We start from the raw sequence: 17,138 nt of genomic DNA, 5'->3' as shown, positions 1-17,138 counted from the left end.
GTGACGGTCAGCGTCGCCCCGCGAACTGCTGGACCTGGTCGATCCCACCCTCCACCACCAGCACCCCACCCTGCGCCAGCGCGGTGTCGTCCGAGGCGTACCGGAAACGCTCACCCGGCGCCTTCGCGCCGATCACCCGGACCCCGTAACGTTCGTCCGGGCGCAGGTCGAGCAGGGTCCGACCGACGAGCGACTCCGGCACCCGGATGGTGGCGATGGCGAAGTCGTCGTCGAACTCAATGAAGTCGAGCAGCCGGCTGACGATCAGATGCGCCACCCGGTCGCCCGTCTCCGCCTCCGGGAAGATCACGTGGTGGGCGCCCACCGACGACAGGATCTTGGCGTGCTTCTGGGACGTGGCGCGCGCCCAGATCTGCGGCAGACCCAGCTCGGTCAACGCCAGCACGGTGAGCACGCTCGCCTCCACCGAGGCCCCGATGGCCACCACCGCCCGTTCGAAGCTGGCCACGCCGAGCTGGCGCAGCGCCCCGTCCTCCGTCGAGTCGGCCTGGACCACACGGTCGAACTGCGCCGAGAAGCGCTGCACCTGATCCGGGTTGCGGTCGACGGTCAGCACCTCGCGGCCCATCCGGGTGAGTGACCCGGCCAGGTGGCAGCCGAACCGACCCAACCCGATCACCACGACGCCGCCGCCGTCCGATCGTCTCGCCGACATCCCGACCTCCTCGCGACTAGCCGACAATTGGTTGTTCCTGCGGATAGCGGTAGAGCCTGCGCCTGGTGTTCAGGGCGATCGCCGACCCGAGGGTGAGCGGCCCGACCCGGCCGATGAACATCAACACGGTCAGCACCAGCTGGCCGCTGGCCGGCAGCTCGCCGGCCAGGCCGATGGTCAGCCCGGTGGTGCTGAACGCCGAGGTGACCTCGAACAGGGCCGCCACGAAGCGCACGCCCTCGGTGAGCAGCAGCAGGAGCATCGTCCCGGCGGTGACCAGCGCGACGCTGAGCAGGGCCACGGTGACGGCCTGCCGCTGGCTGGCGGTGGCCACCCGGCGGTGCCCGACAGTCACGTCGGGCTCGCCACGCAGCTCCGCCCAGATGGTGAACGCCAACAGGAAGAACGTGGACACCTTGATGCCGCCGGCAGTGCTGGCGCTGCCGCCGCCGATGAACATCAGCACGATCAGCAGCGGGTAGCTCTCCTCCTGGAGGTCGGCGATGTTCAACACGCTGAAGCCGCCGGTGCGGCTCAACGCGATCTGGGTGAACGACGCGAGCGCCTTGCCCCCGACGTCGTACGAGCCGATGGTGCTGACGTTCGTCCACTCGGATGCCAGCAGACCGAGGAAGCCGAGCAGCAGCAGGGCCGCGCTGCCCCAGATGGTCAGCTTGGTGGCCACCGCCCACCCGGCCGGCCCGCGCCACTCGCGGAAGGCCTCGAACAGGGCGGGGAACCCGAGCCCGCCGACGATGGCGCCGAACGCCAACGGCAGCGACACCCACGGGTCGCGGTCGAAGGCGAGCAGACCGTCGCTGTAGAGCGCGAAGCCGCCGTTGTTGAACGCCTGGACGGCATGGAAAACGCCCGACCAGAGTGCCCGCCCGGGCGCGTAGTCGTACGCCCAGAGGAGCCGGCCGGCGACCAGCGCGGTCATCACCGCCTCGCAGGCGAAGACGGTCACCGCGATCCGGCGCAGCAGCCGCGCCACGTCACCGACGCCGAACTCGCCAGTCTCGGCCTGCACCAGCAGCCGGTTGCGCAGACCGAGCTGGCGCGAGACCACCAGGATCACCAGCGCCGCGGCGGTGAGGATGCCGAGACCACCGAGCTGGGTGAGCAGGGTGATCACCAGCAGGCCCCAGCCGGACCAGTAGTTGGGGGTGTCGGTGATCGCCATTCCGGTGACCGACACCGCCGAGGTCGCGGTGAACAGGGCGGTGACCAGGGGAGGCCGCTGGTGCTGGACGGTGGCCCAGCGCGCCATCAGCAACGCGGTGCCGAGCAGGATCGGCACCAGGAACCCCAGCGGCACCAGCCGCACAGGGTTGCGGAGAAGACGGCGCACCAGACAATCTTCCTTTTCCGTACGGGCGTCGGAGCGGGAACGCCCATTCCGGAGATTCACCTGCCGGCCAGTCACCGACCAACTCCCGGCCAAGCGCGGACGGTCTGCTGTCTTCGGCATCCCTCGATGACAGGAGACGGCGTTGCGACGTACCCTCTCGACCCTCGGCCTGGCCGGCGCGCTGCTCGCCGCCGCCGTGGCCGTGCCCACCGTGGCCACCGCCGAGCCCTCGACCAGCGGGGACCGCGCCCGGGCGAACGACCGCCCGATCGTGATCGGTCACCGGGGCGCCAGCGGCTACCGGCCGGAGCACACCCTGGAGGCCTACCGGCTGGCGATCCGGATGGGCGCGGACTACATCGAGCCGGACCTGGTGTCCACGGCCGACGGCGTCCTGGTCGCGCGGCACGAGAATGAGATCTCCGGCACCACCGACGTGTCGACGCACCAGGAGTTCGCGGCGCGCAAGGCGACGAAGACCATCGACGGTGTCGCCGTGACCGGGTGGTTCACCGAGGACTTCACCCTTGCCGAGCTGAAGACGCTGCGGGCCAAGGAGCGACTGCCGCAGGTCCGCGTCGCGAACACCGCCTTCGACGGCCGCTTCGAGGTGCCCACCCTCCAGGAGGTCATCGACCTGGCCCGGACCGAGGGGCGGGCACGGGGCCGCACCATCGGCATCTACCCGGAGACCAAGCACCCCAGCTACTTCACGTCGATCGGCCTGCCGCTGGAGGAGCCGCTGCTGACGGTGCTGCGGCAGAACAAGCTGGACCGCGGAAACTCGCCGGTCTTCATCCAGTCGTTCGAGACGGCGAACCTGCGTCGGTTGAGCCGCCTCACCGACGTGAAGCTGATCCAACTGCTCGACGCCACAGGCCGCCCGTACGACTTCACCGTCGCCGGCGACACCCGCAGCTACCAGGACCTCGCCACGGCGGCCGGCCTGAAGTGGATCGCCGGGTACGCCGACGGCATCGGGGCGAACAAGAACCTGCTCGTGCCCCGCGACGCCGCCGGCAAGCTGCTCGCCCCGACGAACGTGGTGCGTGACGCGCACCGCGAGCGGCTGCTCGTGCACTCCTGGACGTTCCGCGCGGAGAACCAGTTCCTCCCCGTCGACTTCCGGATCGGCACCGACCCGAACGCGCGCGGCGACATCACGGCCGAGTACGAACTCTTCCTCGGCCTGGGCCTGGACGGCGTCTTCAGTGACCACCCGGACACCGCCGTCGCCGCCCGCGCCGGCCTCTGATCCTCTGCGAGCCTCGGCCCGGCCTATAACCCGCTGCGAGCCTCGGTCCGGAGCTGACCCGCTCCGGGCCGACCACCGGGCCGATCACGCCCGGCCCACGCGCTGGCCCGTCGTCCGCCACCCGGACGGCGGGCCAGCGGCACGTCCGGGGGCTGGTGCCGAGCGGGGCCGGGGCGGGCTTGGTGGCTTGATCGACTCCAGATCGGCGAGGTGGGGGTGTCTGGACGACGCGATGGCGCTACCTCACCGATGTGGAGTCGACCATGGGTGCGGTAGCGCCTGATTCGTCGCAGTGGCGCACGTCGGCGACGCCTAGCCAACCGCCGGGTACGAGGAGAGCATGTTGGCCGACACGCCCTGCAACGCTTCCCATGCGTACGGTTGTTCGACAGTATTGTCGCGTCGAGCGGAAAGGGGCCGCGCATGGCGGACAAAAGCGCCATCGAGTGGACGGAAGCAACTTGGAACCCCACCACAGGCTGTGACCGCATCTCTTCGGGCTGCGACAACTGCTACGCGTTGACTCTCGCGAAGCGCCTGAAGGCCATGGGCTCGGCCAAATATCAGACCGACGGAGACCCGCGCACTTCCGGCCCCGGTTTTGGCGTCGCCCTGCACCCTGATGCTCTCGATATCCCTCGTCGGTGGCGTGACCCACGGACCGTTTTCGTCAACTCCATGTCGGATCTGTTCCACGCCCGGGTTCCACTCACCTACGTGCAACAGGTCTTCGCTGTCATGCGCGAGACCCCCAGGCATACCTTCCAGGTGCTCACCAAGCGCGCCTCCAGGCTGGCGAAGGTCGCCCATCAGATCGACTGGCCGGCGAACGTATGGATGGGCGTGAGCGTCGAGGATCACGCTCAGCGGGAACGGGTCGCCCAGCTCCGCGAGGTGCCGGCTGCGGTACGTTTCATCTCGGCTGAGCCGCTGCTGGGGCCGCTGGTCGACCTGGATCTCGACGGCATCGACTGGCTGATCGCGGGGGGCGAGTCGGGGCAGGGCTGCCGCCCGATGGATCCGGCGTGGGTGCGTGACCTCCGGGATCAGTGCGCTTCTGCTGGCACCGCCTTCTTCTTCAAGCAGTGGGGCGGGCGTACGCCGAAACTTGGCGGCCGGCACCTCGACGGTCGGACTTGGGACGAGATGCCCGCCCCGCGCCTACTTGTGCGGACATAAGGGCTGCCGCGGGTCAAGCCTCGGCTCAAGGCCGCCAGAGGACTTCCTTCCAGAAGTCACCCGTGCCGGGGCTGCTGATACGGCCCTGTCGATGCAGTGACTTGACGGCCTGTCGTACATGTGGTGCCCAGGCCTGCCCAAGCACGTCACCGTAGATCTCCGGCACATGATCGACGATTTTGATCGTAGAAGTCTGCTCGAGCAACTTGATGATGTTCCGCTCGATCGCACCTGACCAGCGAGGGGCGTTCTCGGCCTTGTACTGCTCGGCGTCGAAGACGGGACCGTCGCCGAACAGTGTCTCCGCTACGTGGTCGCCCCGGCGGATCTGCTCCCGGACCCACGCCTCCTCCCATTCGACGCCAGCCTTGCCGAGGGTGTCGGCGAAATGCCAGGCACCTTCGCCATGGGTGGTGAACAGGGCGAGGACGTATTTCGGGGCGAGACCGGGGCGTGGGCGCACCGGCATCTGCACCGCCTGGTAGTTGGACCCCTGGGTGAGATCTCGGGCGTACCTGTCCGCAACCCGGAGTGCGACGTCCATGGCGCGCTGGTCATCGCCCGCGTCCGACACCTTGGCGAAATAGCTACGCCACCAGCCGCCACCCAGGAACCGATCCAATCGCGCGGCCGTCCTCCGGTCGCTTTCCGAGAGTCCACCCGATCGACTCTCGGCAACGTGGACCGCCCGTCCCATCCGAGCCACGGTGGAAACGCTGAAGTGCAGCAGCAATTCGGTCGGCGGCCAACTGGGACGCCCGAGCAGCCGCGTCCGGATCAGATCGAAGTCAAGAGCCGGCCCGAAGGGATCGAGAAAGGCGAAGAGCGAGGCGCCCTTGGCTAAGGCCAGCACCTCGGGCAGGTGCTGGTCGAGGGTGCCTTGGCGAAGTTCGCGTCGAACCGCCCCGCCCTTGTCGCGGAGCACCTGCTCCAGGTTCGCGTAGCTGTCCGGGTCCTGCTCGACGAAGAACGCGAGCACGTCGCGGAAGCCTTGGACGAACTCGGCGCACCGGGACAACAGCAGCGGAGATCCTGGCTCTCCACCGTCGTACTCGCCTCTGCCGGCGTAGCCGTCGAGGAAGACGATCGGGTTTCCCTGCCCTGTCTTGGAGGCGAATACCACGGGATAGCGCTTGAGGATGCCGTGCTTCAGTACGGCCGCCGCCTTTTTCGACCGGAAAAATTCGTCGTTGCTGGACAACGGCCCTCCCCGCATCGCTCACCTTCGGTCATGAGAAGGTAGCGCTGCGTTGCTGGGTTCGCTGCCCGCAAAGTGGGCCAACCCGGAGCGGATTCGATCGGGGACGCCCGGCGAGCAGCGCCGACGGCTCGTTAGTGATTGGCCGTCGCGCAGTCCTCAGTCCATGATCTGACACAGGGAACGGCGGTGGCGCGGGCTTTGGTGCGCTGGAGCCGTCGTTGGTCGTCTGGCGGGTTGCCGGAGTGCCTACCGGCGGGGGTGCTCGGCGACGTAGGTGCCGCGGCCGGGCTGGCCGGTGATCAGCTCACGGTCGTGCAGCAGGGAGAGCGCTCGCGATGCGGTGTTCATGTGCACGGCGTAGGACTCGGCGAGTTCCCGAGTCGAGGGGAGCTTGTCGCCGGGCTTCAGCTCGCCGCTCTTGATCTTGGCGGCGATCTCGTTGGCGATGCGGCGATATGGCGCTTCTGCGGTGGGCATGGTGAGGACTCCGGTTGGTTCGGCGTCTTCGATCATGCCGGCCTACACCAGTTACTGCAACAAGCTGCGACGCCGCCAGTTCCGAGGGTCGACCTACACAAGTATTTGGGGTAGGTTGCTGAATGTCCGGCTCCGGTTGGTTCGGCAAACCCCTCGGAGTACGGGCCTTTGGTTGGTCCCGCGCTCGTGTCGCCGCCGTCGAAGGCTGCGGGCGTGGGGCCGGGCGGTCCGGTGGGCGTCCCCTACCCGCACACCGGACCGCCCTCCAGGTCGACGAGTCGAGGACGGTGGCTCTGGCATGACGAGGGAACGGTTCGTGGTGCACCTGCCGGTAATCGCTGAGGATCTGTCGGGAGCGCTGCGCTTCGCTCGGGCGATCACGCGGGCGCTGGGTTTCCTCGCCGACGTGGACCGGGCCGAGACGACGGTGTCGGAAGAGGATGCTCAGTGCGTACGACATCGGGTTTTCTGTGACCACCTGCTCGGCGGCCGGCGGCGGTGCCCGCGCCCGGCGGACCACAACGGGCCGTGCGGCTGACGGCGGATGGCTCGGGGCGACACACCCGTCGATTCACCCGTGGCGCTTCGGGCTACCGGAAGGCCCGGGTCGGGGACGGGGGTGTGCTCCGCTGTAACCCCGGGCCACCTCGTTCCTGTTACTTGTGTGTTTCTGCCACATAGCCCGTGGGTGACGTCACTTCTAGCGTGAGCCGACAACACAGCATCCTGTCCTCACCTGGAGTCGCGATGACGGTCCGGCATACGCGGCGGGCGTTCCTCTCCGCCGCCACGATGATGGCTGCGGCGCTCGCCGCCACCGCCTGTGGTAGCCCGCAGGACACCGCCACCGGCGGCGGCGACAGCGCCGCGCCGGTGAAGGTCGGCCTGGTGTACTCCCAGTCGGGAGCCCTGGCCAGTTATGGAAAGCAGTACATCGAGGGGTTCAAGGCGGGGTTGGACTTCGCCACCAAGGGCACCGGCAAGGTCGGCGACCGGAAGATCGAGCTGACCGAGGTCGACGACGCGGGGGACCCGGCCAAGGCGGTGTCCGCGGCGAAGGACCTGATCGGCAAGGGCACGAAGATCATCGCTGGTTCCACCGCCTCCGGCGTGGCGCTCCAGGTCGCGCCGATCGCGGCGCAGAACAAGGTCCTGTTCATCTCCGGCCCGGCCGCCACGGACGCGGTGACCGGTGCGAACAAGTACACGTTCCGTTCCGGTAGGCAGTCGTACCAGGACGTGGTGACCGCCAAGTCGTTCATCGGCGACCCCACAGGCAAGAAGGTGGTGGTGTTCGCCCAGGACGGTGCGTTCGGCGACGCCAACGAGGCCGCCGTGAAGGCCGTCATCGGCAGTGCGGGCGCCACAGTGAGCAGCGTACGGGCGCCGGCCAGCGCCACCGAGTTCACGCCGTTCGCCAGCCAGATCAAGGCGGCAAAGCCGGACCTGCTCTTCGTGGCGTGGGCCGGTACGACCGCTCCGGCGATGTGGCAGACCCTCGACCAGCAGGGCGTGCTGTCGTCCACCACCGTCGTCACCGGCCTGGACATCCGTGCCTCCTGGCCTACCTTCGGCGCGGCCGGCGCGAAGATCTCGTTCCTGTCGCACTACTTCGACGGTGCCAGCGACACCGAGGCGAGCAAGGCGCTCAAGGCGAAGGTCAGCACCATCGACCTGTTCCACCCGGACGGCTTCGCCGCCGCCCAGATGGTGGTCCGCGCGGTGCAGGAGGGTGGCGACGACGTCGACAAGATGGTCACCGCCCTGGAGGGCTGGAGCTTCGACGGGGTCAAGGGCAAGATGACCATCCGGGCCGCCGACCACGCGCTGCTCCAGCCGATGTTCCAGGCCAAGCTGACCGGCAGCGGCACCGCCTTCACAGCCACCGCGCAGAAGAGCCTCACCGGTGACGAGTCGGCGCCGCCGGCCGTGGCGATGAAGGGCTGAGAAATGCTCGCCACCCGCGGTCTGACCTGGCGGATCGGTGAGGTCGCCATCGTCGACAGCGTCTACCTCGACCTGGCGCCCGGGGAGTTCCTGGGCGTGATCGGGCCGAACGGCGCCGGCAAGACCTCACTGTTCAACCTGATCACCGGCCTGCGCCGGGCCACGGAGGGCCGGGTCACCCTGGACGGGCAGGACATCGGGGAACTTCCGCCGCACCGGCGGGCCCGCCTCGGCCTCGGCCGTACCTTCCAGGCGTCTTCGGTCTTCGGCTCGCTGAGCGTGCGGGAGAACGTCCGGCTCGCCGTGCAGGCGCACCGCGGGGGCTCGATGGCACTGTGGCGGCGGGCGGCGGCCGACCGGGAGGTGGCCGCCGCCGCCGACGCGGCGCTCGACCGGGTCGGCCTCGCCCACCGGGGTACGGCGCTCGCCGGCACCCTGGCGCACGGCGAGAAACGCAAGCTGGAGATCGCCCTGCTGCTCGCCGGTGAACCAAGGGTGATGCTGCTGGACGAGCCGATGGCCGGGGTCAGCGCCGAGGACGTCCCCGAGCTGGTCGCCGTCATCAAGTCGTTGACCGGGGACAGCGGCCGGGCGGTGCTGATGGTCGAGCACCACATGGACGTCATTCTGGAGTTGGCCGACCGGATCGCCGTCATGCACCACGGCGCGCTGCTGGCCTGCGACACCCCGGAGACGGTGATGGCCAACCCCACCGTGCAAGAGGCCTACCTCGGGGAGGCGCTATGACCGAGCCGATCCTCACCGTGGAGGATCTGTCGGTCCGGATCTCCGGGCTGCACATCCTCCAGGGGGTGTCCTTCACTGTCGCCCCGACCGGCGTGACGGTCCTGCTCGGCCGCAACGGGGTCGGCAAGACCACCACGTTGCGCGCGATCGTCGGCCTCACCCCGCCCGCCGGGGAGGTCCGCGGCACCATCCGGATGGGCGCGCGGAGTTTGCTGGCCCGGCCGACGCACCGGCTGGTCCGTGGCGGGCTCGGCTACGTACCCGAGGACCGGTGCGTGTTCGCCGGCCTCACCGTCGCCGAGAACCTGCGGCTCGCCGAGCGGCGCGGCACCACCCCGGCGTACGACAAGGTCTTCGCGCTCTTCCCGGAGCTGGACCGGCGCGGACGGCAACGGGCGGGTTCGCTATCCGGCGGGCAGCAGCAGATGCTCGCGATCGGGCGGGTGCTGCTCAACGACAACCGGCTGCTGCTGGTCGACGAGCCGACCAAGGGGTTGGCGCCGAAGGTGGTGACCGAGGTGGCCGAGGTGTTGGAACGGGTCGCGGAGTCGGTGCCGGTGCTGCTCGTCGAGCAGAACCTGGCGGTGGTCCGGCGGCTCGCGAAGGACGCGGTGGTGCTTGCCGCCGGCAAGGTGGCCTGGACCGGTGACGCCCGGGAACTGCTGCTGGAGACGGCGCTTACCAAGTCGTTGCTGGGTGTGGGCTCGGCGGAGGTGTCCCACTGATGGGGACCGTGATCCTGTTGACGTTGACCGGGCTCGGCCTGGCCGCGCTGTACTTCCTGGTCGCGTCCGGCCTGTCCCTGGTCTTCGGTCTGGCCGACGTGCTGAACTTCGCGCACGGGCTGTTCCTCGGCGTCGGCGCGTACGGCACCTGGTGGGCGGCGGGCAACCTGCCGGGCGCCGGCTCGGACGGGTTCGGCTTCGTGGTCGCTGTCGCCTTCGGGGTGGCCGCCGGCACGCTTGTGGCAGTCCTGGTGGAGCTGGTGCTGATCCGTCCGCTGTACTCCCGCACCATCGAACAGGTGCTTGTCACCGTCGGCCTGTCCCTGGCCGGGGTGGCGTTGCTCCAGGCCACCTGGGGTGCGGACGCCCGCACCTTCCCGCGCCCGGACTGGACCCGGCAGGTGACCGGGATCCTCGGCGCGCAGGTACCCAACGGTGGCCTGCTGCTGATCATCGCGGCGGTGCTGGTGCTCGGCGCGATCCTGGCGTTCCTGCGCTGGACCCGGTACGGCCTGGTGATCCGGGCCGGCGTGGAGAACCGGGAGATGGTGACGGCGCTCGGCATCGACGTGCGCAAGGCGTTCACGCTTGTCTTCGCGATCGGTGGGGCGGCTGCCGCGCTCGCCGGTGCGCTCGGCGGGGTCTACTTCGGCGCCGTCTCGCCCGGGCAGGGCGGCTCACTGCTGATCTTCGCGTTCATCGTGGTGGTGATCGGCGGGATGGGCTCGGTGGTCGGCTCCGCGTACGCGGCGGTAGTCGTGGGGCTGGTGCAGCAGTTCGTCAACTACTACGGCACGTCCGGGCTGGGCGACATCTGCGTGGTCGGGCTGCTGGCAGTGGTGCTGCTGCTGCGTCCGCAGGGCATCGCCGGAAAGGTGGCAACGGCATGACGGTGATCGACGCGCCTCCCGCGCAGGTGCCCGACGAGTTGACCCCGCAGCGGGGGCGGTGGCACCGGGCGCGGCCGTTCCTGCCGCTCGTCGCGCTGGCCGTGCTGGCGATCCTGCCGTACTCGACGATCTCCCTGCCGGGGATCTTCGAGGGGCCTGTCAACTCGCCAGGCACCCTGCAACTGCTCGCGATCTGCCTGATCTTCGGCGGGCTGGCCGCCGGCTACGACCTGCTCTTCGGCCGGACCGGCATGTTGTCCTTCGGGCACGCGCTGTACTTCGCGGCAGGCGTGTACGGCACCGACATCCTGGTCACCCGGGCGGGTCTGCCGCTGTGGCAGGCGGCGCTGCTGACCGTCACCGGTGGGACGATCCTCGCCGCGCTGCTCGGGGCGGTGGCACTGCGGACCGTGGGCATCGCGTTCGCCATGGTCACCTTGGCCTTCGCGCAGGTCGGGGCGATCCTGGTGGCCCGCGACTTCGGTGGGCTTACCGGCGGCGAGGAGGGCCTGCCGCTGGACGTGTCAGGGCTGCCCGCCGGGCTGGTGGGGGTGACAAACACGGTCAACCTGTACTGGCTGGCACTGGCGTACCTGACGCTCGTGGTCTTCGTGGTGCACCGGGTGAGCGGGTCGCCGACCGGGCGGGTGCTCGCCGGGCTGCGCGACGACGAGCGACGGATCGGTGTGCTCGGGCTGGACCCGTACCGCTACAAGCTTGTGGCGTTCACCCTGGCCGGCGGGCTGGCGTCGGCGGGCGGGGTGGTCTACGTCCTGATCGTCGGGGGCGCGTCGCCGCACATCACGTCCTCCGAGCTGACCCTGTCACTGCTGGTCATGGTGGTGCTCGGCGGGCCGGGCACCAGGTGGGGGCCGGTGCTCGGCGGCGTCCTCTACATGTACCTGGACCACCGGCTCACCGCCTTCGGCACCAGCGACGCGGTGGACAACCTGCCGGCCGTCCTCAGCCGCCCGCTGAGCCAGCCCCTGTTCGTCCTGGGCACGGTCTTCATCCTGGCCGTCTACTTCTTCCCCGGAGGCCTGACCAGCCTGGCCCCCCGCCTGGCCCACCTGACCAGATCCCTCCGCCCACCCCGACCCCCTCGCTGACGCGTGTTGATCAAGAGGTTTGCGTCAGAAGTCGGCCGGACGGTGACGCAAACCTCTTGATCAACAGAGGGATGACGGACGGCGCTGGTAGACATGTCGGGTGGAGACAGCAGAGCGGGCAGGGGTACGGGAGCGGGCCGAGGCGGTGCTGCGCCGGCTGGCCGGTGACCACGCCCGGCTGCGTGAGGACCAGTGGCGGGCCATCGAGGCGCTCGTCGTCGACAGGCGGCGGGTGCTCTGCGTGCAGCGGACGGGGTGGGGCAAGTCGGCTGTGTACTTCGTCGCCACGGCGCTGCTCCGCGACGACACACGGGCCGAGCAGGCCGGGCCGACCGTCATCGTGTCGCCGCTGCTGGCGTTGATGCGTAACCAGGTGGAGGCCGCCGCCCGGGCCGGCATCCGCGCCCGCACCATCAACTCGGCGAACCTCGACGAGTGGGGCGAGATCACCGCCGAGATCCAGACCGGCGCGGTGGACGTCCTGCTGATCAGTCCGGAACGGCTCAACAATCCGGACTTCCGCGACGGTGTCCTGCCGAAGCTCGCCGCGACCACAGGTCTGCTGGTGGTCGACGAGGCGCACTGCGTCTCCGACTGGGGGCACGACTTCCGGCCCGACTACCGGCGGCTGCGCACGTTCCTGGCCGAGCTGCCCGAGCGCACCCCCGTGCTGGCCACCACCGCCACCGCGAACTCCCGGGTCACCCAGGACGTGGCGGAGCAGCTGGGCGACGCCCTCGTCCTGCGCGGCACCCTGGACCGCGAGTCGCTGCGCCTCGGAGTGCTCGATCTGCCCAGCCCGGCGCACCGGCTGGCCTGGCTCGCCGACCACCTGGACCAGCTGCCCGGCTCGGGCATCGTCTACACGCTTACCGTAGCGGCGGCCGGGGAGACTGCCGAGTTCCTGCGGTCCCGGGGTTACCCGGTGGCCTCGTACACCGGGCAGGTCGAGGACGCCGACCGGCGGGCCGCCGAACAGGACCTGCTCGACAACAAGATCAAGGCGTTGGTGGCGACGAGCGCGCTCGGCATGGGCTTCGACAAGCCCGACCTGGGCTTCGTCGTGCACCTCGGCGCGCCTCCGTCGCCGATCGCGTACTACCAGCAGGTCGGTCGCGCGGGCCGCGCCGTGGAGCACGCCGAGGTGCTGCTCCTGCCCGGCGCGGAGGACGCCGCCATCTGGCGGTACTTCGCCTCGCTTGCCTTCCCACCCGAGGAGCAGGTCCGGGCCGTGCTGGCCGCCCTGCACACCGACCGTCCGCTCTCCACCCAGGCCCTCGAACCGCTCGTCGACCTGCGTCGCGCCCGCCTCGAGTTGATGCTCAAGGTCCTCGACGTGGACGGCGCGGTCCGCCGGGTGCGCGGTGGTTGGCTCGCCACCGGCGAGCCCTGGGTCTACGACGAGGCCCGGTTGCGCCGCGTCGCCGAGGCACGCACCGTCGAGCAGCAGGCCATGCGGGAGTACGCGACCACGTCCGACTGCCGGATGCGGTATCTACGGGAACGCCTGGACGACACCGGGGCCACCGACTGCGGCAGGTGCGACAGGTGCGCCGACCCGCTCTTCTCCGCCGACGTGTCGACTGCCGCGCTCGCCGCCGCGCAGACCTTCCTGGGCCGCCCCGGCATGGAGATCGCCCCGAAGAAGCTCTGGCCCACCGGGTTGGACGCGGTGGGCGTACCCCTGAAGGGCCGGATCCCGCCGGCGGAGCAGGCGTTGCCGGGCCGTGCCGTCGGGAGGCTCTCCGACCTGGGCTGGGGTGCCCGGCTGCGTGACCTGGTCGGCCCGGAGGCACCCGACGTGCCGGTGCCCGACGACGTGGCCGCCGCCGTGGTGGAGGTGCTGAAGGCGTGGGCGCACGGCGACGACCCGTGGCCGCGCCGGCCGGTGGCGGTGGTCGCGGTCGGTTCCCGGCGGCGGCCCCGGCTGGTCGGGTCGCTGGCCGAGCGGATCGCCGCCGTGGGCCGGCTGCCGTTGCTCGGCGAGGTCGTCCCCGACGGCCCTGGCGGCACCGGCGGGCCGCGCGGCAACAGCGCCCAACGGGTACGCGCGCTGCACGACGCCTTCACCGTCCCGACCGACCTGGCCGACGCGCTGGCCGGGCTGGACGGCCCGGTGCTGCTCGTCGACGACCTGGTCGACTCCGGCTGGACGATGACGATGGTGACCCGTGCTCTGCGCCGGGCCGGCGCACCCGACGTGCTTCCGCTGGCCCTCGCCGTGGCCGGCTGAACGCGCTGGTGCGGAAAAGTTCCCTGGCGCGGCGGAATGCGACTGTCGCCACGCCGTCCGGGCGTCCGCCGGGGGCGGGCGGGTGCGGCGGTACCGTGGGCGGCATGACCGATCAGCACCCCGTCACCGGCCGCACACTGGACGTCGGCGGTGCCTGACCAGGTCTCCGCCGCACCGGATCGGAGCACCCTGCGGCTGGCCCTGGTGGTCGGCGGTCTGGTGCTCGCGGTGCTGCTCGGCTTCGGTCTCGGCCGGATGAACACCGGCACCACCACAGGCGCCGGCGGCCCGTCACTGGCCGCCGAGCACACCGACCCGCCCGGCACCGCCCCGCACAACCACGGTTCCGTGGTGGGCGGCGGCGACCAGGGCGCGGGCGTCGAGCCGGGAGGCCTGTCGGTCAGCGCGGCGGGCTACACGCTGGCCCCGGTGGCCACCGAATTCCCGTCCGGTCGGGCGGGGCAGTTCCGCTTCCAGGTACGGGACGCGCAGCGCCAGCCGGTGACCCGCTTCGCCGTCGTCCACGACAAGCCGATGCACCTCATAGTCGTACGCCGGGACCTGACCGGCTACCAGCACCTGCACCCGAGCATGGCGTCGGACGGCACCTGGTCGGTGCCGCTGACCCTCGACGGGGCAGGCGTCTGGCGGGCGTACGCCGACTTCACGGTCGTCGCCGACAACGGCGGTCAGACCGCGGTGACCCTCGGCGTGGACCTAGCCGCGCCGGGCGGCTACCAGCCCCGTCCGCTGCCCGAGGCGGCCACCTCGACGACAGTTGACGGGTTCACCGTCGGCTACCAGGGCACGGCCCAGGTCGGTGCCACCGTGCCGCTGACCTTCCGGATCGACGGCGCGGCGGGCGCGGCCCCGCTGGAGCGTTACCTCGGGGCGTACGGGCACCTGGTGGCGCTGCGCGAGGGCGACCTCGCCTACCTGCACGTGCACCCGGAGCCGGAACTGGTGGACGGGCAGGTGCGGTTCTGGCTGACCGTCCCCGGCCCCGGCCGCTACCGCCTCTTCCTGGACTTCCAGACAGACGCGAAGGTCCACACCGCCGAGTTCACGCTCACCGTTCCCTGACCCTGGGAGGCTCAGCCGGCGCGGCGGATGGGACGGCGGGCCAGGTAGCGGAGCAGGTCGCGGATGTGGTGCTTCTCCTCGGCCGGGACACCGGGGTCGGCCAGCCGTTCGAGGATGGCCCGGACGTCGGCCTCGACCGGGCCGTCGTCGCTGCGGCGGCGGGGAGTCGGGCCGGCATCGGGCAGACCGAGCGCCCGGAACGCGGCCGCAACCGGCAGATCCAGTGCCGCGCAGAAGCCCCGTACTTTGGCCAATTCGGGATAGTCCTGCCAATCTCCGGCCAGCCAGCGGAACACAGTCGAGCGGCCGACGCCCGTGTGCGAGGCAAGATCGGTCACGGTCCACCCGCGTTCCTCGCGGGCGTCGTCGATCGCTCGCCTGACGAAGCGGGCGAACGCCATCTGCGGCGAAACCTCTGCGGAACCCATCCCTGCGGGTCTTCCCTCCCGGCCGGAACACTGGGCGATGCGCCTTCCGAGGGTAGTACGCCAGGGGCCGGAAACAATTGACTGACCGCACAATCTGTCCCGTGGACGGGACTTTTTCTTCGGCCGCATCGACGAACATGCGGAACCGACGAGCAGGAACCATCGCCGCTCATCAACTAAGCTCTGCTCCCGGCGTAACGTCCGTCCCGTACGCCGGGTTCTCGCAGCATTGCTGAGGAGCAGCATCATGGCCGAACCGAGCCGCCGGCGGCCGTACCAGCCCGGTGCGGTGAGCCTCTTCTTCGTCGCCAAGGCCGGTGTGTTCGCCGCCGGGTTCTGGATCTGGCTGCTGGTCCTGGTGCTGCGCACCGGTTCGGCGACCGGAGCGCAGGTGCTGGCGGCCACCGGCGCGATCACCACCACGCTTGTCGCTGTGGTGCTCGGCGCCCGGATGGCCTTGCAGCGCAACGCCTCGGTCCGGCACGCCGAGATGAAGAAGCTGCTCGTCGACATCTCCTGGAACGCCTTCGCCGCAGCCGGCAACGCCGGGAGCACCGGCAAGGTCGTGCCGTTCCCGTCCGCCACGGGGGACAGCGACTGGGCCTCCCAGCGGGCCGGCATCGAGCGGGTGCCGACCCGTGACCGGGTCGGGCGCGACCGGGGCGGCGACCTCCTCCGCTAGGGCCGCACCCCGTCGGAGGCCAGCAGCGTCTCCAGCCGGGGCGTGACCTGCCACTTGTCGACCAGCTCGCGGTACTCGGTGCGCTGCGCGTCGGTCGGGCCGGTGCCCGTGCGGCGGGCCCGGATCAGCAGGTTGCGCGGCGTGTGCTGCGAGTCGACGAACTCCACCACCTCGGCCCGGTACCCGTGCACCCGCAGCAGCCCGGCCCGCAACGCGTCGGTCAGCACGTCGGCGAAGCGCTCCCGCAGGATGCCCTGCCGGGTCAGCAGCTCGTACGGGGCAGGGGCGGGGTTGGCGCGGAGCTGCTTGGCCAGGTCGTGGTGGCAGCACGGCGCGGCCAGCACCCAACGGGCGTCCCAGCGCACCGCGCGGGCCAGTGCCTCGTCGGTGGCGGTGTCGCAGGCGTGCAGCGCCAGCACCAGATCCGGGGCGGGGTCGACGACGGCGTCGGCGATCGTGCCGGCCACGAAGCTGACCTTGTCGGCCCAGCCCAGGCGCCGCGCCAGCTCGGTGTTGCGTCGCCGCTGGTCCTCCCGCACGTCCACGCCGACCAGCTCGACGTCCAGCCCCCGGCCGGTCAGGTAGCGGTAGGCGGCGAAGGTCAGGTACGCGTTGCCGCAGCCCAGGTCGACCACCCGCAGCGGACCTGTCAGGTCGTCGGGCAGGGTCGCGGCGAGGGCCCGCAGGAACGCGTCGACCTGGCGACGCTTGGCCGCCGACCCGCCGATCTCGGCGAAGATCTCGTCGCCCGGATCGAGCAGGTACTCCTTCGCCCTGTCGTTCCCAGCCGGCGTCGCCGCCGGTCGGGCCGTCGCCGCGCGGTGCACCTGCGCCTCGCCGGACTTGGTCACCCGCAGCTGGAGCGTCGCGTCGGCCGTCTCCACGTGCCAGTTGCCGAACGGCTCGGCCAGCAGCTCGTCGACCGCCACCGCGGCCTCCGCACCGGGGGCGACGTTACGGGTGTACGGGCGCGCGCCGTCGGAGGTGGCGATCTGGAGCCGGGGCCCGGCCTTGAGCGTCACCGGCCGCAACTCGGCCCGGACCACTGTGGGCCGACGCCCACGGCGGCGGCCGGCGGCCACCGCCCGGGTCAGCGCGGGGTCGAGCAGCAGTGCCCGGACTTCGGTCAGGGCAGCGTCCAGTGGTTCAGGCATC

17 protein-coding genes are annotated in these 17,138 nt (G+C 70.7%); 11 read left to right on the top strand and 6 right to left on the bottom strand.

What is annotated here, in order from left to right; translation table 11 throughout:
* Positions 1 to 7: 7 nt before the first annotated feature.
* The gene (locus ACZ6N8_RS22580; RefSeq protein WP_466012440.1) at positions 8 to 676 is read right to left on the bottom strand and encodes a potassium channel family protein; all 669 of its coding nucleotides are present in this window, start codon (positions 674 to 676) and stop codon (positions 8 to 10) included.
* 16 nt (positions 677 to 692) lie between these two features.
* A complete protein-coding gene (locus ACZ6N8_RS22575) occupies positions 693 to 2,027 on the bottom strand; it encodes a TrkH family potassium uptake protein (RefSeq protein WP_466012438.1) in 1,335 nt (444 codons plus the stop codon).
* A 142-nt stretch (positions 2,028 to 2,169) separates the two neighbouring features.
* Between ACZ6N8_RS22575 and ACZ6N8_RS22570 the strand changes: the two genes are divergently transcribed.
* Both ACZ6N8_RS22570 and ACZ6N8_RS22565 read left to right on the top strand, forming a co-directional pair.
* Positions 2,170 to 3,282, top strand: coding sequence for a glycerophosphodiester phosphodiesterase (locus tag ACZ6N8_RS22570; RefSeq protein WP_466012436.1), 1,113 nt, complete (start codon positions 2,170 to 2,172; stop codon positions 3,280 to 3,282).
* 423 nt (positions 3,283 to 3,705) lie between these two features.
* Positions 3,706 to 4,461, top strand: coding sequence for a DUF5131 family protein (locus tag ACZ6N8_RS22565; RefSeq protein WP_466012435.1), 756 nt, complete (start codon positions 3,706 to 3,708; stop codon positions 4,459 to 4,461).
* A gap of 25 nt (positions 4,462 to 4,486) precedes the next feature.
* On the opposite strand, the gene tcmP is transcribed toward ACZ6N8_RS22565, so the two are convergent.
* Both tcmP and ACZ6N8_RS22555 read right to left on the bottom strand, forming a co-directional pair.
* On the bottom strand, positions 4,487 to 5,662 hold the full coding sequence (gene tcmP / locus ACZ6N8_RS22560) for a three-Cys-motif partner protein TcmP (protein ID WP_466012433.1): 1,176 nt from the start codon (positions 5,660 to 5,662) through the stop codon (positions 4,487 to 4,489).
* A gap of 246 nt (positions 5,663 to 5,908) precedes the next feature.
* On the bottom strand, positions 5,909 to 6,175 hold the full coding sequence (locus ACZ6N8_RS22555) for a GntR family transcriptional regulator (protein ID WP_436837443.1): 267 nt from the start codon (positions 6,173 to 6,175) through the stop codon (positions 5,909 to 5,911).
* Between the two features lie 262 nt (positions 6,176 to 6,437).
* Between ACZ6N8_RS22555 and ACZ6N8_RS22550 the strand changes: the two genes are divergently transcribed.
* The 8 genes from ACZ6N8_RS22550 (at position 6,438) to ACZ6N8_RS22515 (ending at position 14,873) form a co-directional block, all read left to right on the top strand.
* Positions 6,438 to 6,677, top strand: a complete 240-nt coding sequence (locus ACZ6N8_RS22550; RefSeq protein ID WP_466012431.1) for a hypothetical protein — start codon at positions 6,438 to 6,440, stop codon at positions 6,675 to 6,677.
* Positions 6,678 to 6,886: 209 nt separating this feature from the next.
* A complete protein-coding gene (locus ACZ6N8_RS22545) occupies positions 6,887 to 8,086 on the top strand; it encodes a substrate-binding domain-containing protein (protein ID WP_364373208.1) in 1,200 nt (399 codons plus the stop codon).
* A 3-nt stretch (positions 8,087 to 8,089) separates the two neighbouring features.
* Complete coding sequence (locus tag ACZ6N8_RS22540) at positions 8,090 to 8,833, top strand: ABC transporter ATP-binding protein (protein WP_466012428.1); 744 nt, start codon at positions 8,090 to 8,092, stop codon at positions 8,831 to 8,833.
* Positions 8,830 to 9,558, top strand: a complete 729-nt coding sequence (locus ACZ6N8_RS22535) for an ABC transporter ATP-binding protein (protein WP_466012427.1) — start codon at positions 8,830 to 8,832, stop codon at positions 9,556 to 9,558. The genes ACZ6N8_RS22540 and ACZ6N8_RS22535 overlap by 4 nt, the downstream gene beginning before the upstream one ends.
* Positions 9,558 to 10,448, top strand: coding sequence for a branched-chain amino acid ABC transporter permease (locus ACZ6N8_RS22530; RefSeq protein ID WP_466012425.1), 891 nt, complete (start codon positions 9,558 to 9,560; stop codon positions 10,446 to 10,448). Before ACZ6N8_RS22535 ends, ACZ6N8_RS22530 begins: the two co-directional genes overlap by 1 nt.
* Positions 10,445 to 11,557, top strand: coding sequence for a branched-chain amino acid ABC transporter permease (locus tag ACZ6N8_RS22525; RefSeq protein ID WP_466012423.1), 1,113 nt, complete (start codon positions 10,445 to 10,447; stop codon positions 11,555 to 11,557). Before ACZ6N8_RS22530 ends, ACZ6N8_RS22525 begins: the two co-directional genes overlap by 4 nt.
* Positions 11,558 to 11,657: 100 nt before the next feature.
* Positions 11,658 to 13,790, top strand: coding sequence for a DEAD/DEAH box helicase (locus ACZ6N8_RS22520; RefSeq protein WP_466012421.1), 2,133 nt, complete (start codon positions 11,658 to 11,660; stop codon positions 13,788 to 13,790).
* 150 nt (positions 13,791 to 13,940) lie between these two features.
* The gene (locus ACZ6N8_RS22515) at positions 13,941 to 14,873 is read left to right on the top strand and encodes a hypothetical protein (RefSeq protein WP_466012420.1); all 933 of its coding nucleotides are present in this window, start codon (positions 13,941 to 13,943) and stop codon (positions 14,871 to 14,873) included.
* A gap of 11 nt (positions 14,874 to 14,884) precedes the next feature.
* Here the strand turns inward: ACZ6N8_RS22515 and ACZ6N8_RS22510 are convergent, their stop codons facing one another.
* On the bottom strand, positions 14,885 to 15,301 hold the full coding sequence (locus tag ACZ6N8_RS22510; protein WP_364373232.1) for a helix-turn-helix domain-containing protein: 417 nt from the start codon (positions 15,299 to 15,301) through the stop codon (positions 14,885 to 14,887).
* Between the two features lie 247 nt (positions 15,302 to 15,548).
* Between ACZ6N8_RS22510 and ACZ6N8_RS22505 the strand changes: the two genes are divergently transcribed.
* Positions 15,549 to 15,983 (top strand): hypothetical protein, encoded by a 435-nt coding sequence (locus ACZ6N8_RS22505; protein ID WP_466012418.1) that lies wholly within the window; start codon positions 15,549 to 15,551, stop codon positions 15,981 to 15,983.
* Here ACZ6N8_RS22505 and ACZ6N8_RS22500 read toward each other — a convergent pair.
* Complete coding sequence (locus ACZ6N8_RS22500; protein WP_466012417.1) at positions 15,980 to 17,137, bottom strand: class I SAM-dependent methyltransferase; 1,158 nt, start codon at positions 17,135 to 17,137, stop codon at positions 15,980 to 15,982. The genes ACZ6N8_RS22505 and ACZ6N8_RS22500 overlap by 4 nt on opposite strands.
* Position 17,138 lies beyond the last annotated feature (1 nt).

This window comes from Micromonospora sp. NPDC047521, from assembly GCF_055587305.1.
Note: the sequence above shows the minus strand (reverse complement) of the source record. Positions and strands in the feature narration are given on the sequence as shown.